General features: G+C 36.2%; 17 protein-coding genes and 1 tRNA gene. 9 read left to right on the forward strand and 9 right to left on the reverse strand.

Going from position 1 to position 16634, the window contains the following annotated elements; all coding sequences use genetic code 11:
• Nucleotides 1-361 precede the first annotated feature (361 nt).
• Nucleotides 362-1510: a THUMP domain-containing class I SAM-dependent RNA methyltransferase gene (locus PRO_RS00335; protein WP_011124220.1), complete on the forward strand. Its 1149-nt coding sequence runs from the start codon at nt 362-364 to the stop codon at nt 1508-1510.
• Here the strand turns inward: PRO_RS00335 and PRO_RS00340 are convergent.
• On the reverse strand, nt 1507-1893 hold the full coding sequence (locus PRO_RS00340) for a phage holin family protein (protein WP_011124221.1): 387 nt from the start codon (nt 1891-1893) through the stop codon (nt 1507-1509). The two genes, PRO_RS00335 and PRO_RS00340, sit on opposite strands and share 4 nt — an antisense overlap.
• A complete protein-coding gene (locus PRO_RS00345; RefSeq protein ID WP_011124222.1) occupies nt 1894-2358 on the reverse strand; it encodes a DUF883 family protein in 465 nt (154 codons plus the stop codon). It lies immediately after the preceding gene.
• Nucleotides 2359-2602: 244 nt separating this feature from the next.
• On the opposite strand from PRO_RS00345, the gene PRO_RS09565 reads away from it, so the two are divergent.
• The 5 genes from PRO_RS09565 (at nt 2603) to PRO_RS00365 (ending at nt 8333) form a co-directional block, all read left to right on the forward strand.
• Nucleotides 2603-2734 carry a hypothetical protein gene (locus PRO_RS09565; RefSeq protein ID WP_011124223.1) on the forward strand — a complete coding sequence of 44 codons (132 nt, stop codon included), beginning with the start codon at nt 2603-2605 and terminating at the stop codon, nt 2732-2734.
• A 144-nt stretch (nt 2735-2878) separates the two neighbouring features.
• Nucleotides 2879-3085: a hypothetical protein gene (locus PRO_RS00350; protein ID WP_011124224.1), complete on the forward strand. Its 207-nt coding sequence runs from the start codon at nt 2879-2881 to the stop codon at nt 3083-3085.
• Between the two features lie 57 nt (nt 3086-3142).
• On the forward strand, nt 3143-3523 hold the full coding sequence (locus PRO_RS00355) for a hypothetical protein (protein WP_011124225.1): 381 nt from the start codon (nt 3143-3145) through the stop codon (nt 3521-3523).
• A gap of 63 nt (nt 3524-3586) precedes the next feature.
• Entirely contained in the window at nt 3587-7195 is a 3609-nt protein-coding gene (gene smc / locus PRO_RS00360) for a chromosome segregation protein SMC (RefSeq protein ID WP_036892070.1), read from the forward strand.
• 64 nt (nt 7196-7259) lie between these two features.
• Entirely contained in the window at nt 7260-8333 is a 1074-nt protein-coding gene (locus PRO_RS00365) for a PRC-barrel domain-containing protein (protein ID WP_011124227.1), read from the forward strand.
• A gap of 30 nt (nt 8334-8363) precedes the next feature.
• Here the strand turns inward: PRO_RS00365 and PRO_RS00370 are convergent, their stop codons facing one another.
• Both PRO_RS00370 and PRO_RS00375 read right to left on the reverse strand, forming a co-directional pair.
• Complete coding sequence (locus PRO_RS00370; protein ID WP_011124228.1) at nt 8364-9659, reverse strand: hypothetical protein; 1296 nt, start codon at nt 9657-9659, stop codon at nt 8364-8366.
• Between the two features lie 12 nt (nt 9660-9671).
• Nucleotides 9672-9753 (reverse strand) — tRNA-Leu (locus PRO_RS00375).
• A gap of 109 nt (nt 9754-9862) precedes the next feature.
• On the opposite strand from PRO_RS00375, the gene accC reads away from it, so the two are divergent.
• Nucleotides 9863-11212: an acetyl-CoA carboxylase biotin carboxylase subunit gene (gene accC, locus PRO_RS00380; RefSeq protein WP_011124229.1), complete on the forward strand. Its 1350-nt coding sequence runs from the start codon at nt 9863-9865 to the stop codon at nt 11210-11212.
• 12 nt (nt 11213-11224) lie between these two features.
• Here the strand turns inward: accC and PRO_RS00385 are convergent, their stop codons facing one another.
• Entirely contained in the window at nt 11225-11545 is a 321-nt protein-coding gene (locus PRO_RS00385; RefSeq protein WP_011124230.1) for a YggT family protein, read from the reverse strand.
• 86 nt (nt 11546-11631) lie between these two features.
• On the opposite strand from PRO_RS00385, the gene psbX reads away from it, so the two are divergent.
• Nucleotides 11632-11799, forward strand: coding sequence for a photosystem II reaction center X protein (gene psbX / locus PRO_RS00390; RefSeq protein ID WP_011124231.1), 168 nt, complete (start codon nt 11632-11634; stop codon nt 11797-11799).
• 86 nt (nt 11800-11885) lie between these two features.
• Nucleotides 11886-12944 (forward strand): Ycf66 family protein, encoded by a 1059-nt coding sequence (locus PRO_RS00395; protein ID WP_011124232.1) that lies wholly within the window; start codon nt 11886-11888, stop codon nt 12942-12944.
• A gap of 37 nt (nt 12945-12981) precedes the next feature.
• On the opposite strand, the gene PRO_RS00400 is transcribed toward PRO_RS00395, so the two are convergent.
• The 4 genes from PRO_RS00400 to def all read right to left on the reverse strand — a co-directional run bounded on the left by PRO_RS00400 (nt 12982) and on the right by def (nt 16581).
• Entirely contained in the window at nt 12982-13230 is a 249-nt protein-coding gene (locus tag PRO_RS00400) for a chlorophyll a/b-binding protein (protein ID WP_011124233.1), read from the reverse strand.
• Nucleotides 13231-13238: 8 nt separating this feature from the next.
• Nucleotides 13239-15227: an ABC transporter ATP-binding protein/permease gene (locus PRO_RS00405; protein ID WP_011124234.1), complete on the reverse strand. Its 1989-nt coding sequence runs from the start codon at nt 15225-15227 to the stop codon at nt 13239-13241.
• Nucleotides 15228-15433: 206 nt separating this feature from the next.
• A complete protein-coding gene (locus PRO_RS00410) occupies nt 15434-15775 on the reverse strand; it encodes a histidine triad nucleotide-binding protein (protein WP_011124235.1) in 342 nt (113 codons plus the stop codon).
• Nucleotides 15776-15969: 194 nt separating this feature from the next.
• Complete coding sequence (def, locus tag PRO_RS00415; RefSeq protein WP_011124236.1) at nt 15970-16581, reverse strand: peptide deformylase; 612 nt, start codon at nt 16579-16581, stop codon at nt 15970-15972.
• Between the last annotated feature and the right edge of the window lie 53 nt (nt 16582-16634).

Genomic DNA, 16634 nt, shown 5'->3' on the forward strand with positions numbered 1-16634 from the left:
TTCACTTACCATCGTGAAGATTATGAAAAGGGCTCTTCCAAGCCCAATGGATCATTTGGTTGATAAGGCTGATCTAACCCCATCTCCTTTATAAGGTCAAGCAGCAACAGGTGCTGTTTGACGGGAGAAACTAACGATTTTGTTAGCAGTTATGGTTTTGCTCTAACCGAGCAGGTTTCAGTCAAACTCCTAGAACCCCGTCGAAGCCATTGCAGCCCCAGAATAGATGGAGCTGAGCGGAATCGAACCGCTGTCCGAGATAATGGTGTGAATCACCTAGTCCATTCAAAATGGACATATATATTCTGACAGATTTTGAAAATTCTTTCCATTTCAATAACAAACTATTTTTAGAATCGTTTTGTTTAACAACCTAAATCAAGAAATTAATCTTGTTGCCTTCCTTCCGGAGGGCTTAGAGGAAGCAGGAGCAATTGAGCTAAAAAGTTTAGGTGCATATTCGCTTAAATCTTTTAAATGTACTCTTACATGCAAGGCGGATTTAGCATGTTTTTATCGTTTAAATCTTCAAGCTCGCTTACCTTTTCGTTTTCTTAGAGAAATTAGTCAATTTCTTTGCAAAGGTAAAGAATCACTTTATTGTGAAATTCAAAATGCATGTGCTTGGCACGAATGGCTAGACCCTTCTAAAAGTTTTCGTGTAAATGTATCAGGAGTTAATAATCAATTACGACATAGTCATTTCACAGCATTGCAAGTAAAGAATGCTATTGTTGATTTACAAAGAGAGATTTGGGGCAAACGTTCTAGTATAAGTATTGATTCACCTGATGTATGTATTCATTTACATCTTCATGGCCCTCATGCAACTTTAAGTCTTGATAGTTCAGCTACTAGTTTACATAAACGAGGATATAGATCTGCAATGGGTCTTGCTCCATTAAAGGAAAATATTGCAGCAGGTTTATTAAAACTCTCTAAATGGAATGATTCCATAAATTTGGTCGATCCTTTATGCGGATCTGCAACATTTTTGTTAGAAGCTGCAAATATTGCAAGGGGTATAGCTCCAGGACTTAATAAAAGATTTCTCTTTAAAAGTTGGCCAGATTTTGATATAGAAATATGGAAATCAGAGAAAAGCTCTGCCAATAGTCTTTTTTCACCTAATAAAAAATTACCTAAATTAATAGGATGTGAGGAGGATAATCATATTGCGAATGATGCAATATCTAATATAACTAATGCTGGATTTCTGAAAGAAATTGATATAAGAAAAGGACATTTTAGGGATTTTGAATTTCCTAAATCTCCTGGTTTAATTGTTTGTAATCCACCTTATGGTAAAAGAATTGGCAACGAAAAACAATTAGAATCTCTATATATAGAATTAGGTCATTTTTTCAAGAAAAAAGCATCTGGTTGGGACTTGTGGTTATTAAGTGGAAACCCTAGATTAACTAATTTCTTAGGGATGAAGTGTACTAGGCGTTTCCCTATCAGTAATGGTGGTATTGATTGTAGATGGCTACATTATGAGATTTATTAAAGCTTTCCAAAGACTGCTTTTGTGCTTTTAGACAACCCTTCTAATGTTTCTGGCAAGTAAGGACCTTTAGTTAAATACCCGCCTAACCTAAGACTTAAGCCAGCCAAAGTAATATCAATTAATGCAATAATTAATAAGGAAGTTTCTATATTCCAATTGAAAGCATTTTGCATCCATAAAATGATTATTATTTGAATAGCTAGTAAAGTAAATAACATAAGTATTCCACCTATTGCAAGAAAAATACCACCACTTATTAATCTTCTTTTTTCACGATCAACCTCTTTTAGAGCAATTCGAACATGAAGATCCATAATTGAGCTTGCCAGAGCAGTAACTCTTGCTGCTGCTCCTAATCCTTTAGAACGTTGCGAATCTTCCATTTATGACCTCCTCCCTCCTGACATAAGTATCCCTAATAGAACACCAAGGCCTGTTGCTATGCCAATTGCAAGTAAAGGTCTTTGACGTACTGGGGTTTCAATTTTTGGCCGTAGAGTGCAATTTAGTTCATCTAAAAGATCTTCTAATTGTTTTTCTAATGGTTCCAGACTTTCAGCGAGATCTTTCGTTCTATCACTTGCTGAATTCAATAAATCCTCTAATTGTTCAATTACACCTATAGAAGTTTTGCCAGAGTGTGAAGCTAAGACCTTTACTAAATCATCCAAGCTTCCTCGAGTTGCTTCTATTGTTTGTTTTGCTAGATCAGGCCATTGCTCTTGAATTTTTGGCAGTAAGTCATCAAACTGATCGCTAAACCATTGGTTTGAAATACTCTGGTCTTCAGAGGAAGGAATCTCCACTGATGCCTGGGTATCGCAAGTAGCGGAATTCTCTGATTCCATAATTTTCCAGACTGTTTTTTAAAGCCTAGTGAGCTCTTGGATTCTAGGAAACCCTTTTATTGATTTCATTCTTTCCAATAATAAACAGTAAGCAACCTAACAAATGCGTGTAAACAAAGTCACATTCTGCCATCTTTCGCTTTTTCCTTCTGATTTAATAACATTCAGACGTCGCCTTTGATTACATTTATTGCTATATGAAGCCTTCTAGTGCTAAAAATCTCCTGTATTTAATTTAGTGATCATGGACGTCGGGTTGTCAGCAATGTTTTTTGCGTCCAATACTATCCCTACAGATTTTGGTTTAGTTCTTGCTGCCATGGCAGGTGCTGGGAGCTTGCTCTTAATTGCATTGAGATTTGTTCCAACTGATTAGAGGAGCACAATAAAATCATTCTTCATAGGCAGATCTAAGCCTAGGTAGATTTTTAGTGTTTATTTTGTTAGCCTATATATCTTTTTCGAAGTATGTTCATTAATTTATATTATAGTCTTTATTTATTATTAGTGATTTATCTAAATGAATGAATCTATAGAGTTAAGTCTGCAATATCAATTTCAAGCAGAAAAATTGCGAAGAACTATACAAGAATGTAATGATATTGATTTGTTAAAAAGAATTTCTATACAACTTTTAGAATTAAATAAGAAAAAGACATCAATAGCCCAGATTGCATCTAAAATGGCATTTGAAGCTGAGCAAAGGAATTTAAATGATTCTAAATAAATAATTTTTATATTTTTTCTTGAAGAATCTTTTTTATCAGAAAAACTTTATTGCCTTATGAGTCAAAGATGGGTCATACTTCAACATACACTCAGTCAAGAGTCTCTAGAAGGTATGCATTTTGATTTGTTGTTGGAAGACAATGGATCTTGTCGCACTTGGCGCCTTCCTTGTATCCCTGATATAGATGGGCCCTCGGTTTCAGCTACCCCTCTTTTGCCTCATAAGCTTCATTGGTTGGAAAGAGAAGCTGGTGCTGTGTCAGGAGGAAGAGGATGGGCCAAACGCATAGTTGGTGGCAAATTTTATGGATCTTTACCTTTCGAAAAAGATGGTGATATATCTATAAATATTAATAGCAGCAACCTTACTGGCAGATTGTTCCTGAGTAATAATCTTTGTCAAATCACTTGTTTTTCCAATTTCGATGTCATTTAAACATTTAATACTTGAGCTTCTCTGAGGTTTCGCTAATCTTTGTTTTCAAGATTCTAACTCCTGTTGGTTTACATCAATCAGGTAGGACTAACTAATTTCAAGTCCTTTGGGGGTGCTATGACTATTCCCCTTGAGGAGGGGTTTACTGTCGTTACAGGTCCCAATGGTTCAGGGAAAAGCAATATCCTTGACGGAGTTTTATTTTGCCTTGGCTTAGCGACTAGTAGAGGAATGAGGGCAGAACGTCTTCCTGATTTAGTAAATAGTGCTGTTTTACGAGCAGGTAAATCTGCTGAGACTGTTGTCAGTGTGAAGTTTGATCTTTCAGATTGGCATCCTGATGCTGCTGAGGAGGGCTTAGAAATCCCTGAAGAAGGACCTTGGATTAAACCTGGCCAGAAGGAATGGACAGTTACAAGACGACTTCGAGTGATGCCAGGAGGATCTTATAGTTCTTTTTATAGTGCAGATGGCGAGAGCTGTAATTTGCAGCAGCTTCAGACTCAATTAAGACGTTTGAGGATAGACCCTGAAGGTAGCAATGTAGTCATGCAGGGCGATGTTACTCGCGTTGTATCCATGAGCAATAAAGACCGAAGGGGTTTGATAGATGAACTTGCTGGAGTTGCATTATTTGATAACAGAATTGAGCAAGCACGCCTGAAACTAGATGATGTATTTGAACGTCAAGAACGTTGCAGAATTGTGGAGCAGGAGCTGCTTTCTTCAAAGCTACGCTTAGAGAAAGATTGTGAAAAGGCTCGTTTATATAAACAACTTAAAGAGCAGATGCAGTTAGGTAGAAAACAAGAATCAGTTTTAGTTTTTGAATTAGCTAAGAAAGATTTAGAAAATTTACTTTTACGTCAAAAGGATTTAATTGAGAAGGAAGCTCGAGACCAGGATTTTGTTATCAAATTCAAAGAAAAAGTAAATGAATCAGATAAGAAATTACAAACACTTCAAGCAGAGGTTAAAGCTTTAGGTGAAGATAAATTGATAGCAATTCAAGGAGAAATTGCGGGGTTAGATAGTCAGGCACGTGAATTAGAACGCCAAGCTATTCAACATAAAGAAGAAGGTGAGAAACTAAAACTCAAAAGACAAGATATCAAAATTCTTCAAAATGAAGTTAGACAAGATAGTTTAAAAAAGACTAAGGAATTTCCTCAAAGTACAATTGATTCTGCAGAGAAAAGGGTCAAGGATGCACAATCTGCGGTTGAAGTCTCACGCAGAAGACTGACAGATATTGCAGGTCGATCTGGCGTTTGGCTAGAAGAATACAAGGAGAGAACTGATATTAGACAAAAACTTCAATCTAAATTAAAACCATTACAAGAAGAACAGCAGAAATTACAGGAGAGATTGGTCCAAATTAATGAACGTTTGGAAGAGCTTAGAATTGATCAGGATAGAGATATAATAGAAAATCAAAAATTAAATAAGGAATTAGAGGTTCTAGATGACGAGTGGCAATCACTTTTAAAATTGATAGTTATTCAACAGGAAGAAATTGATAAGTTTGTGGATGAACTATCAATTCAGCAAAGAACTCGCTTGCGTTTAGAAAATGAACAAACAAAAGTGGAAAAAGATATCGCTCGATTAGAAAGTAGAAAAGAAACATTACATGAAAGTAGAGGAACAGGTGCTTTAAGACTTTTACTTGAAGCTGGCCTAGAAGGAATCCATGGTCCTGTTGCTCATTTAGGAGAAGTCAAAAATGAATATCGACTTGCTCTTGAGGTTGCAGCAGGAGCAAGAATAGGTCAAATTGTTGTTGACGATGATTTAATTGCTGCTAAGTCAATTGAATTACTTAAAAGACGTAAAGCAGGGAGATTAACTTTTCTTCCATTAAATAAAATCAAAAATAGTTCGGGCAGTAATAAAAATGTTTTTAAGAGACCAAGTATTGATGAAAATTCCAATTGCAATAATGGCTTTATCGCTAAAGCAATTGATTTAATTGAATTTGATACTATTTATAAAGATGTTTTTAGATATGTATTTGGAGAAACCTTTGTCTTCAATGATTTACATTCTGCTCGTACTCAATTAGGAGTCTCTAGATCCGTCACGCTTGCTGGAGAATTAATTGAGAAAAGTGGAGCAATGACAGGAGGTAGTTTTTTAGGTAGGAGTAGTGCATTAAGTTTTGGAAGTAGTGACGAAAAAGATGATATCGAGCCTTTACGTCAAAAGTTGCTCGAGATCGGCGAGACCCTAGTGCAATCTAAAAAGGAAGAATCTCGCTTAATTAGCTGCTTAGATCAAGCTAGGCCAAAATTGAAATCACTCGAGAAAAAACAGACTTCTTTAGATGCTCAGCGTTCTGCTTTTAAGAGATCTAATGGACCTTTCTTAACTAGACATAATGAACAAAAGGAACGTTTAATTTCTCTTAATAAGGCTAAGGAAGAGCATCAAAATCGTTTAGATCTAATTGCAGAATCAATTAAACCATTTGTAAATGATCTTGAGATAATAGATGCTAAAGAAAAAGTTCCTCAAGCAGATAATTCCAATAGCAATATTAAGGAATTACAGGAAGATCTAAATAGTTCTGAAGAAGTTTTAGAAAGAGCAAAAGAGGAGCGTGATGATTTACTTAATCAGAAACGTCATGAAGAATTAGCTTTAGAAAGGCTTGAAGGCCAACAAAAATCTCTTTCAGAAGAAGAAGAAAGATTGCAAGAAGCGATTGATTTACTTACTAAACAGCATAAAAAATGGAAAGAAGAAAATCAGAATTTGCAAACTCATAGAGAAAAATTAGATATTTTGAAAAAAACTTTAGAAACATCTTTTGGTGAAAAACGCCGAGCTAGAGATGCTGCTGAGCTTCAGTTAGCTAATTTCAGGCAAAAGTTTCAAGATTTGACATGGAAACTTGAGAGATTGCAAGATGATATTAAGGCTATTCATGAAGAGCTTCGTAGTGGAAATATACGTATTCAAGAATTAGAAAAACTTCTTCCTGATCCATTGCCAGAAATCCCATCATTAGTTAGAGAGCAAGGTTTAGAACATCTTCAAAATCAATTGCAAAATCTTCAAGACCGTATTGAGTCATTGGAGCCAGTAAATATGTTGGCTTTGGAGGAACTTGAGAAATTGGATATTCGTCTAAAAGATCTTGTTGAGAGATTAGAAGTTTTGACCGAAGAACGTTCTGAATTATTGCTGCGAGTAGAAACTGTAGCAACTTTGCGTCAAGAAGCCTTTATGGAAGCTTTTGAAGCCGTTGATGTTCATTTTCGTGAGATTTTTGCAAGCCTTTCAGATGGAGATGGACACCTTCAATTGGAAAATATTGAGAATCCTTTAGAGGGCGGATTAACATTAGTAGCGCACCCTAAGGGGAAAGCTGTAAGGCGTTTAGCAGCAATGTCTGGAGGAGAAAAATCTTTAACCGCACTTAGTTTCCTTTTTGCGTTGCAACGTTTTAGACCTTCCCCTTTTTATGCTTTAGACGAAGTAGATAGTTTTCTAGATGGAGTTAATGTAGAAAGGCTTTCTGCTTTGATTGCTAGACAATCTGAAAGTGCTCAATTTATGGTTGTGAGTCATAGACGCCCCATGATAGGAGCTGCAACACGTACTATAGGTGTTACGCAGGCTAGGGGCGCTAACACACAAGTCGTTGGATTGCCTTTGGCTGCTTGAGATGTATCTACTAATCAAGTTATGCGCCAAAATGATTCGAATAGTTCAAATCTAAATCTCTAGCTTGACCAACTCGCAATTTCCAAACGATTTAGGTGAAACGGTGCCCAGTGAAAGACTCTGGCTTCGTTCAGAGTTAATGGGCACCCAAGTCATTACTCGTGATACAGGGCGCCGCTTAGGTGTCGTAGGTGAGGTAGTTGTCGATATTGATAGGAGAGAAGTTATTGCATTGGGACTTCGTGATAACCCTTTAACTAGATTTTTACCTGGGTTGCCAAAATGGATGCTTTTGGAACGAATTCGCCAAGTTGGTGATGTAATTTTGGTTGATTCGATTGATTCTTTGAGTGAAGAATTTACTCCTGATAGATATAGCAAAGTTATTAATTGCCAAGTAATTACTGAATCTGGTGAGCAATTAGGAAGAGTCTTAGGATTTTCGTTTGATATTGAAACAGGGGAACTTATTAGTTTAGTTATGGGTGCGCTTGGTGTTCCTCTTTTAGGTGAAGGAGTCCTCAGTACTTGGGAGATACCTGTTAATGAAATAGTCAGTAGCGGGGCGGATCGAATTATCGTTTATGAAGGTGCTGAAGAAAAATTAAAACAGTTAAATAGTGGATTGTTGGAAAAAATTGGTGTAGGTGGTGGAGCTTGGGATGAGAGAGAAAGAGAACGTTACCGAGTCAATTTGGTTCCAGTTGAGAATCAATTGACTTCAGGAGAAGAAATTGAACAATTCCAAAAGACACTTGAACCTTCTTCTGATGTAGCTTTTAATGAGGAAGAAGAAGAATTGGAATATGTTGAAGTAGAAGAGAGAAATCAATTTGATGATAGTCAATCTCGTTATCTTGAAGATATTCCATTGTCAAGACCGTCTAATCTTGGAGAGCCACTAAAAGAAGAATATGATGAGCAATTATCTAATGAAGAAAATTATATTCCTCAGCAAACTCTAGAATCAAAATCTGAAAATAATAGACGAAATCGTTCTGTCAATCGAAAAGCTATTTCTAACTTAGATGATCCATTAGATGTTGAGCCAATCAAGATTGATAGACCTATTAATGATCATTTAGAAGATAAGAATGATGAAAAAATGCAATCTTCAGAGATTGAAGATCCATGGTGAAAAAAAACTTAATTAGTTCTTCTTTAAAAATTAAATATTTGATTTATATAATAAATTAATAATTTCTTTTGCCATTGAATCTATTGCTCCAGGATTCCCACGAAGTGAGCGTAAGTCTTCTTTTTGGCCCTGCAGCCTTTCTGGTGAACTTATCCAATCATTAGATTCTTTAGCTATTTCGCTTGGAAGAATTTTACCAATTCTTTCAGGAACAATCATCTTCTTTGCTGTAATATTAGGCCAAGCCATATATCTATTACTTCTCATTCTCCATATGCTAAGTAATATTCCAAAGCACCATTTGAAGATAGGTAGTCGTGCAATTATCCCCAGGAAACCATCCCAGGCTTGCATTACATGTATATGTTGAGTTGGGACAACGACTATCATAGGTATTGTTAATGCTCCTAATTCTGCAGTATTAGCTCCTATAGTTGTTAAGGCTAGATTGCATTGACTAACAAAACCATGAGCAGGGTAATCTTCAATTAAATGGATCTCATTCCCTGCCTTTGTTTTGAGCCTTTTCCAAGAAAATTGTTCATTAGGAAGTTCAATACTTTGTATTTTAGACTTGTATTCCTTAGTAATTGGATTTTTAGAACTGTTGAAATTGATGATTTCTTGTAGATTTGTTGTTGGTGCTATTGGCATTAAGAAGTTGCATTCTGGAGATAGTGCAGATAATTCATCTACAACTTGAAGGAAAAAGGGTATTCCTACGCAAAGTTTTGCCTTTTTAGAACCTGGAAATATTGCTATCCATTTCCCTTTAGGTAGAAGTGTTTCATGTGTCCTTTGCTTTTGAAGATCTGCCATTAAATCTCCTACAACAACACAACGCTTTTGTAATTTCTTAGGCAAATTTTCTTTTACTTTTGGAGACATTGCGGCAATCCGATCATTCCAAAAAGGCCATCTTGCAACCCATTCCGCATAGGTAATATTTTTATATTTGAGCCTTGCTGCAAGTAGAACACTCCAAAATTGATCTCCGCCTAAAAATACAACAACTCCTTTTGATGGCCAAAATCCATATTTCTGAGGATTGATTAAGAGGCTCCAGAAATTGTTTGCCTTTGAAACTGTTTCAAAAATTCCCCACTTTTCAGCAACTTCTTTTTCTTTTCCTGTTGCATTTGGGCATGGAACTAAAACAAGCCTGAGACTGACTAGTGAATAGGGTTTAGATGGGTGAAGTGAAAAAGATGAATGTAATTTTTCAGCCAGGGGTTTTACCCATGTAGTTAATTCCCCTGGTCCATTAGAAACCATTACTACTACTAGATTAGGTTTTTTAGTTGCAGCAGTTGTTATGGAAGTCAATGTTCTTGATTATGCGGATGGCGAGACTTGAACTCGCAAGGCCGAAGCCACACGCTCCTTAGACGTGCGTGTCTACCAATTCCACCACATCCGCAGTTGAAACAAAGTTGTGAACTAAGTCAAAGATGATCATATACGGTATACGTTTGAGAATGATGGGTCTAAGCACTGATACGATTCATTTATATCATTCAATATCTTGAGTGTCTTTAGGCAAAGTTTTAATAGCGAACCGAGGCGAAATCGCTTTAAGAATTCTCCGTAGTTGTAGGGAGTTAGGTATTGCAACGGTTGCTGTGTATAGCACTACTGATAGAGAGGCTTTACATGTCCAACTTGCCGATGAAGCAGTTTGTGTTGGAGATTCGCCTAGTAGCAAAAGTTACCTAAATGTTCCAAATATTATTGCTGCTGCAACATCTAGAGGAGTCGATGCTATTCATCCTGGTTATGGTTTTCTGGCTGAAAATGATCGCTTTGCTGAGATTTGCAAAGACCATGGCATTGTCTTTATAGGTCCCTCGCCAGATTCCATTAGATCTATGGGCGATAAATCTACTGCCAAATCAACAATGATGGGAGTAGGAGTGCCTACTGTGCCTGGGAGCAAAGGATTATTGGCTAATTGGGAAGAGGCTTCATTGCTTGCGAAAGATATGGGCTATCCAGTAATGATTAAAGCTACTGCTGGGGGAGGAGGAAGAGGGATGCGATTAGTTAATGATCAAGAATCTATTGAAGAGCTTTTTAAGGCAGCTCAGGGTGAATCAGAAGCTGCATTTGGGAATGCTGGTCTATATATGGAGAAATTTATAGATAAACCTAGACATGTAGAAGTTCAAATTTTGGCAGATAGTCTTGGAAATGTTGTTCATTTAGGAGAAAGAGATTGTTCTATTCAAAGAAGGCATCAGAAATTATTAGAAGAATCCCCTAGTCCTGCTTTAGATGAGCAATTAAGAATGCGAATGGGGGAAGCAGCAGTTTCAGCAGCGAAAAGTATCAATTATGAGGGTGCTGGCACTGTTGAATTTCTTTTGGATAGATCAGGTAATTTTTATTTTATGGAAATGAATACGCGAATTCAGGTTGAGCATCCAGTCACTGAGATGGTTACAGGTATTGATTTAGTGGCCGAACAATTGCGGATAGCAGGAGGTGAGCCAATTTCTCTTACGCAAGATCAAATAGAGCTGCGAGGTCACTCTATTGAATGCAGAATTAATGCTGAGGATGCATCTCACAACTTCCGTCCTTCTCCAGGGAGAATTACAGGGTGGCTGCCTCCAGGGGGCCCCGGTGTAAGAGTTGATAGTCATGTTTATACCGGTTATGACATACCGCCTTTCTATGATTCTTTAATAGGTAAATTGATTGTTTGGGGTAATGATAGAGAGTCAGCATTGAAACGTATGAAAAGAGCTTTAAATGAATGTGCTGTTACAGGTATTCCAACAACAATTGACTTTCATTTGAAATTGCTTGAACGTGATGAATTTCTTAAAGGCGACGTGCATACAAAATTTGTTGAGCAGGAAATGCTCAACAAATAATTGAATTGCTTTTTAACCTTGCATAGCTTGTTTGAGTAACATCTGGGAGATTATTCCTTGCGGTCCAACTAATAATTCTCTACTAAGGCTAATTAAGCCAAACCATATAACAGGTGTAATATCAACCCCACCAATTGGCCCAACAATTTTTTTTGTAATTGTCAAGAAAATCTCAGTAGGAAGATAAAACAAAAGCCAAAAGCCATTTTTCAGATTTATTTGCGGATACCAAGTGAGAATAATTCTCATTAGGAATGCCAATGACCAAGCTCCTAAAAGAAAACTTGTTGAAAAATGGATGATTGGAAGTATTTTTATTAGGTTTGGCGTCACAAAGCTGTAAGTATCTGTACATCTATCGTATAAATTTCCATTTAATCCGTAAGATAATTGAGCTTTTGCTTTTATAAAGAGCTGTAATGGCTTTTACTTTGCTATTTGGTGCAGGTGTCTCAGGCGACGTTGCTACTGCTTCAGCTGTAGGCATGATCGGTAGTTTTCTTGCCGCTGCCGCTTTAATCGTTGTTCCTGCCGCATCTTTTTTACTTTGGGTTTCCCAGAAAGATGCTCTTGAACGAGGACGATAGGACTAGGCAATTCCTGCTTATTTCTTAGACTATGTTAAACGAGTTGGATTACTTCTCGTTTACGGGTCATTTCGTGGAGCTTTATTTTGGTCAATGCCAGTCTTAATTGGGCGAGCATTGTAGGAATTGCCTTGGCCATATGTGGTGGAGGCCTTTATTTCTTGCGGTCTTTTAAGCCAGCGCTTGCTAGAGATTACGATGTATTTTTTGCTGCAATAGGCCTGCTTTGTGGAGGAATCCTGTTTTTCCAAGGTTGGCGTTTAGATCCAATTCTTCAATTTGGACAGTTTTTGCTTGCAGGAACTACGGTATTTTTTGCATATGAAAGTGTTCGACTACGAGGTATAGCGACTGACCAAGCTAGAAGATCCTCATATTTTGATGAAGAATTTGAATCACCTTCACGTCCAAACTCTGGTTTTAGATCTAGAGATGAAGGGAGATTTGATCAGTTTCAAGAATTAGAACCTATTAGTCGGCGTTTTGGAAGTAGAGATTCTGCAGGATATGAAACAGATGAGGACGAATTATATAGATCTAGTAGAGCGTCAAGACCAGCAATACCTGAGCAAGCTGCAAGTAGGAGAAGTCGCCCTCAGCGTGATTCATTTAAAAGTGAGTCAAGAGAATCTCGAAGGATGGCAAGATTTTCCAATGATAATCCTGATGATGAAATCGTAGGAAGATCTTCATTTGGCGATCGTAGAACTTATAGACAAGAAGACAAACGAGGAAGTAGACCTAGGGCTAATTCTCAAGCTTCAAGAGGAATCAGTGATAGTAGACAAGGGCGATCAACTATGAGTAGAGATCAAAGTAAGTTTCAATCCCAATCCAATAGATACTCTGCTCCTAAAGGTACGCCTATTTCTGATAAGGCAGAGGATGCGGCTTTTGCTTCTCCTGAGTCGCAATCAGTTCGCAGACGATCAACACAATCAGGACCTTCTGACAGAAGAAGATCAGTTGGGACACCAGAGAGGTCTTCAACTTCTCGAAGACCTAATTCAAACAATTCAATGCCAAGAGATAATTCATCCAGAAGACCTAATTCAAACAATTCAATGCCAAGAAATAATTCATCCAGAAGACCTAATTCAAACAATTCAATGCCAAGAGATAATTCATCTAGATTTGACGACTAACTATCTATTTTAATTTTTTCTTTTTGAAAGTCATTTCTTATGGGACTAAGCCAGCCCAGTGAAGAAAACCTGATTTACTAATAGTTTCTATGAGCAATATTGCTATAAAACCAATCATGGCGAATCGCCCATTAACTCTCTCAGCATATCCACTCCATCCAAAGGAAGGGATATCAGGAGTTGTGGCACTAGGAGTCATTTGGACATCATTTGTTTCATCATTGTTTTCTTGAGATTCGCTTTTGGAAGATTCCACTTTGGATAATTCTGGATTGTTTGAAGTCATAAATAAAATCAGAGTCTGTCAAATTCATAGTTTGAGGAAGGTTGAAGATGCCATGAGCCATCTCCATTGAGCTCCAGAACCGAATCATGAAAGTCGATAAGGGTTGGCCTATGACCAACACTAATGACTGCTAGATCTCTTTTTCTTAAAAGACTATATAAGTGCTGCTCTGTATTTATATCCAAAGCGCTGGTTGCTTCATCTAATACTGCAAATCTTGGTGAATTTAAAAGCAACCTACCAAAAGCAAGTCTTTGCTGTTCTCCTAATGAAAGTATTCTGGGCCAATCTTGTTTGATTGTTAAGTCGGGATAACGATCTATAAATGAAGTGAGGTTTACTTCATTAAGTACAGCTCTAAGATGCTCATCACTAAATTTATTTTGATCAGTTGGATAGCACAGTTGTTCTCGTAGAGAGCCTAAAATCATATATGGTTTTTGAGGAATAAATAAGAGATCACCTTTTTTTGGTGCATCAATTTGCCCTTGACTAGGTTTCCATAAACCACTAAGCATTCTTAATAATGATGTTTTTCCACAGCCTGAAGGACCTACTACTAACAAACTATCATCTGGATTAATACTAATATTTAGACCTGCAATGATTTTCTTATTGCTATTTGGAGGATAAAGGTCTGCATTTTTTATTATTATAGAATTATTCCACGAATCTATATTTTCTTGAGAAGAATCTTTTTGCCTACTAACTTTCTCTACTTTTGATTGAAAACCTTCAAGTCGACTAATGCCAGCAGTAAACTTTGCTAATTCTTCGATTTGATTGACTATAAAAAATAATGATCCTTCTACCATTCCAAAAGCAAAACTTGCTTGAATAAATCTTCCATAATCAATCTCGCCAGCAAAATATGGAACTGCCATTATTAGGTAAGGGAAGAAATTTCCTGCATAATTAATTGAACGTCGCATTACATCGATAATTACTCTCCAAATTATTAGAAGATTAAAATTATTGACTACTTCTAACAGTCTTCTTTTTGTCTCTGCTTTTTCAGGTTCTTCGCCAGAATAAAAAGCAATTGATTCTGCATTATCACGAATGTGTACTAAACCATATCTAAAATCAGCCTCATATCTAAGCTGATCAAAATCAATCCTTACTAAATTTTTTCCTGCTATAATTAAGATACTTGTTGCAAAGGCTGCATAAGCAAATAGAGATAACGTTAAAGTCGTACTTATAGTCCAAAGAATAATAATATTTAGAGAGAAAGTTAAAAACGCATCAAATATTCCTAAGGTAAAAGATAAACTTTGGCCAGTAAATGCTCTTGTATCATCTGTAATTCGTTGGTCTGGGTTGTCTACATCCGTTTGTTCTTCATCATTTGGATTGAGAATATAATAAGCTTTATTCTTCATATAATCAGATATTAAGCTTTTTGAAAGCCATTCTCTCCATATAATCCCTAATTTATAAGTAACGAATATTTGAGATACACGTATAGGTAATGCAACTATAAAGCAGCATGCATAAATACCTAAAATCTTGTAAAAACCTGCTTCTTGTTTTTGTACTAGTGCATTTGTCAAATCTCTTGCAATAAAACCAATTCCTGCATTGATTCCGTTAACTGCCAAAAGCATTAGGACAATAATACCTAGTAAAGACCAATGCACCCATCTTTTATTTCTCAGTTGATGCCTATAATTAAAAAAAGTTAAACTTCCAATAGCAAATACTCCTGAAAAGAAAAACCCCCACCAACTAGACCATATTGAAGTTACTATTTCAACTACCCCATTAAAATATTTTTCTAATAAAATTGGCTGTATTTTTTCAAAGAATTCTATTAAGCCAGTTAATAATATTAGAACGATTCCCCCTACACAAAATAATAGCGAAATCAGTAGCCATATAAAACTCCACCCACTATTTTGTTCAAGTGGCAAAAAGAAAGGCTGCGCTAATTTTCTTAAGCTACTGAGTTGATCCCTTAAGCGTTTATTATTAGAGATGGTTTGTTCTGTCATAGCAATATCATAAGCTTCTAGTCATCTCGGAACTTATGCAATCTAATTGTATTCTTAACGCTCATAAAAAGTTAAGAAAAAGCTGCAAACTCTCATCAAATTAGTTGATTTTCTACAATTTATGAGGCTCTAAGAGTCTGATTAAGAAAAAAGTATCTACAAATCAGGGATTCTCAATAGTTATATTTTTAATTTTCTTTTCTAATTTAGCCTGGAGGCCAGTTTAATTTTCTACCACCAATTACATGAATATGAAGATGAAAAACTGTTTGACCAGCCTCACTACCGCTATTGATAACTGTTCTCCAGTGGTTTAAACCTTCTAACTTCGCTATTTTCGCTGAGACTAGTAATAAATGACCTAATAAGCTTTCATCTTGAATTTCAGCCTCTCTAAGACTTGGTATGGCTTTTCGAGGAATTACCAGTATATGAACTGGAGCTTGAGGTTGAATATCACGAAAGGCTAGACACATTTCATCACTATAAATTTCATCACAATCAATTTCTCCTCTTAGAATACGACTAAATATTGTTTCTTCAGACATAAAATATTTCCTTATAATGGTTAATGATTTAGATGAATAAATTATATATGCTTTTATTGATATGAACTTAATAAGTTTACCATTTAAGTAGCAATATTAGTTTGTATTATTGAAAACATTGTTAATACCTGTAGGAATTAAAATTTTGAGCTTTGTAAGAAATTATTTTTTTTAAAATCTTTTTTAGATGGATTTCAATCACTACATAACCTTAAAACATCTTTTTTCTTAAAGCCATGCTCCTTTAACTCTTTATTTAAAGCTTCTTCATTAATTGCTCTGTCTACGAAAAGCACTCCATTCAAATGATCCATTTCATGCTGAATGCAGCGAGCAAGTAGGCCATCAGCGTTTATTTTTTTTGGTCTTCCCATTTCATCACGAAAATTTACTTTAATAGATGATGGTCTGATTACATCAAGGTATACCCCTGGGATGCTCAAGCATCCTTCTTCATATGTATCAATAGTGGCACTAAATTCTGTGATTTCGGGATTAATTAAAATAATTGGAGGAGTGGCTGAATTTTCAATGTCTAAATCAATAACTAAAAGTTGTTGTTGAGAGCCTATTTGCGGTGCTGCCAAGCCAATGCCTTTCGCTGCATACATGCTGTGAAGCATTTTCTTTACTAGATCTCTAATATTTTTGTCGACTTTGCTAATTCTTTTAGCTGATTGCCTTAATGCTGAATTGCCTAGTGTGTGAATTTCAAGTTCAGGCTGATCCGTTGGTTTTTTAGAAACCGCAAGAGAAGTTCTTTGCTTTTCTGCATTAATAGCAAGTTGCGAAAAACTGCGAGCCAAGGAGGTTAATGTTTAACTAATACTAATTTTACCTATTTTAGGGCTAATTAGAT

The organism is Prochlorococcus marinus subsp. marinus str. CCMP1375 (assembly GCF_000007925.1).
Lineage (GTDB): Bacteria > Cyanobacteriota > Cyanobacteriia > PCC-6307 > Cyanobiaceae > Prochlorococcus_E > Prochlorococcus_E marinus.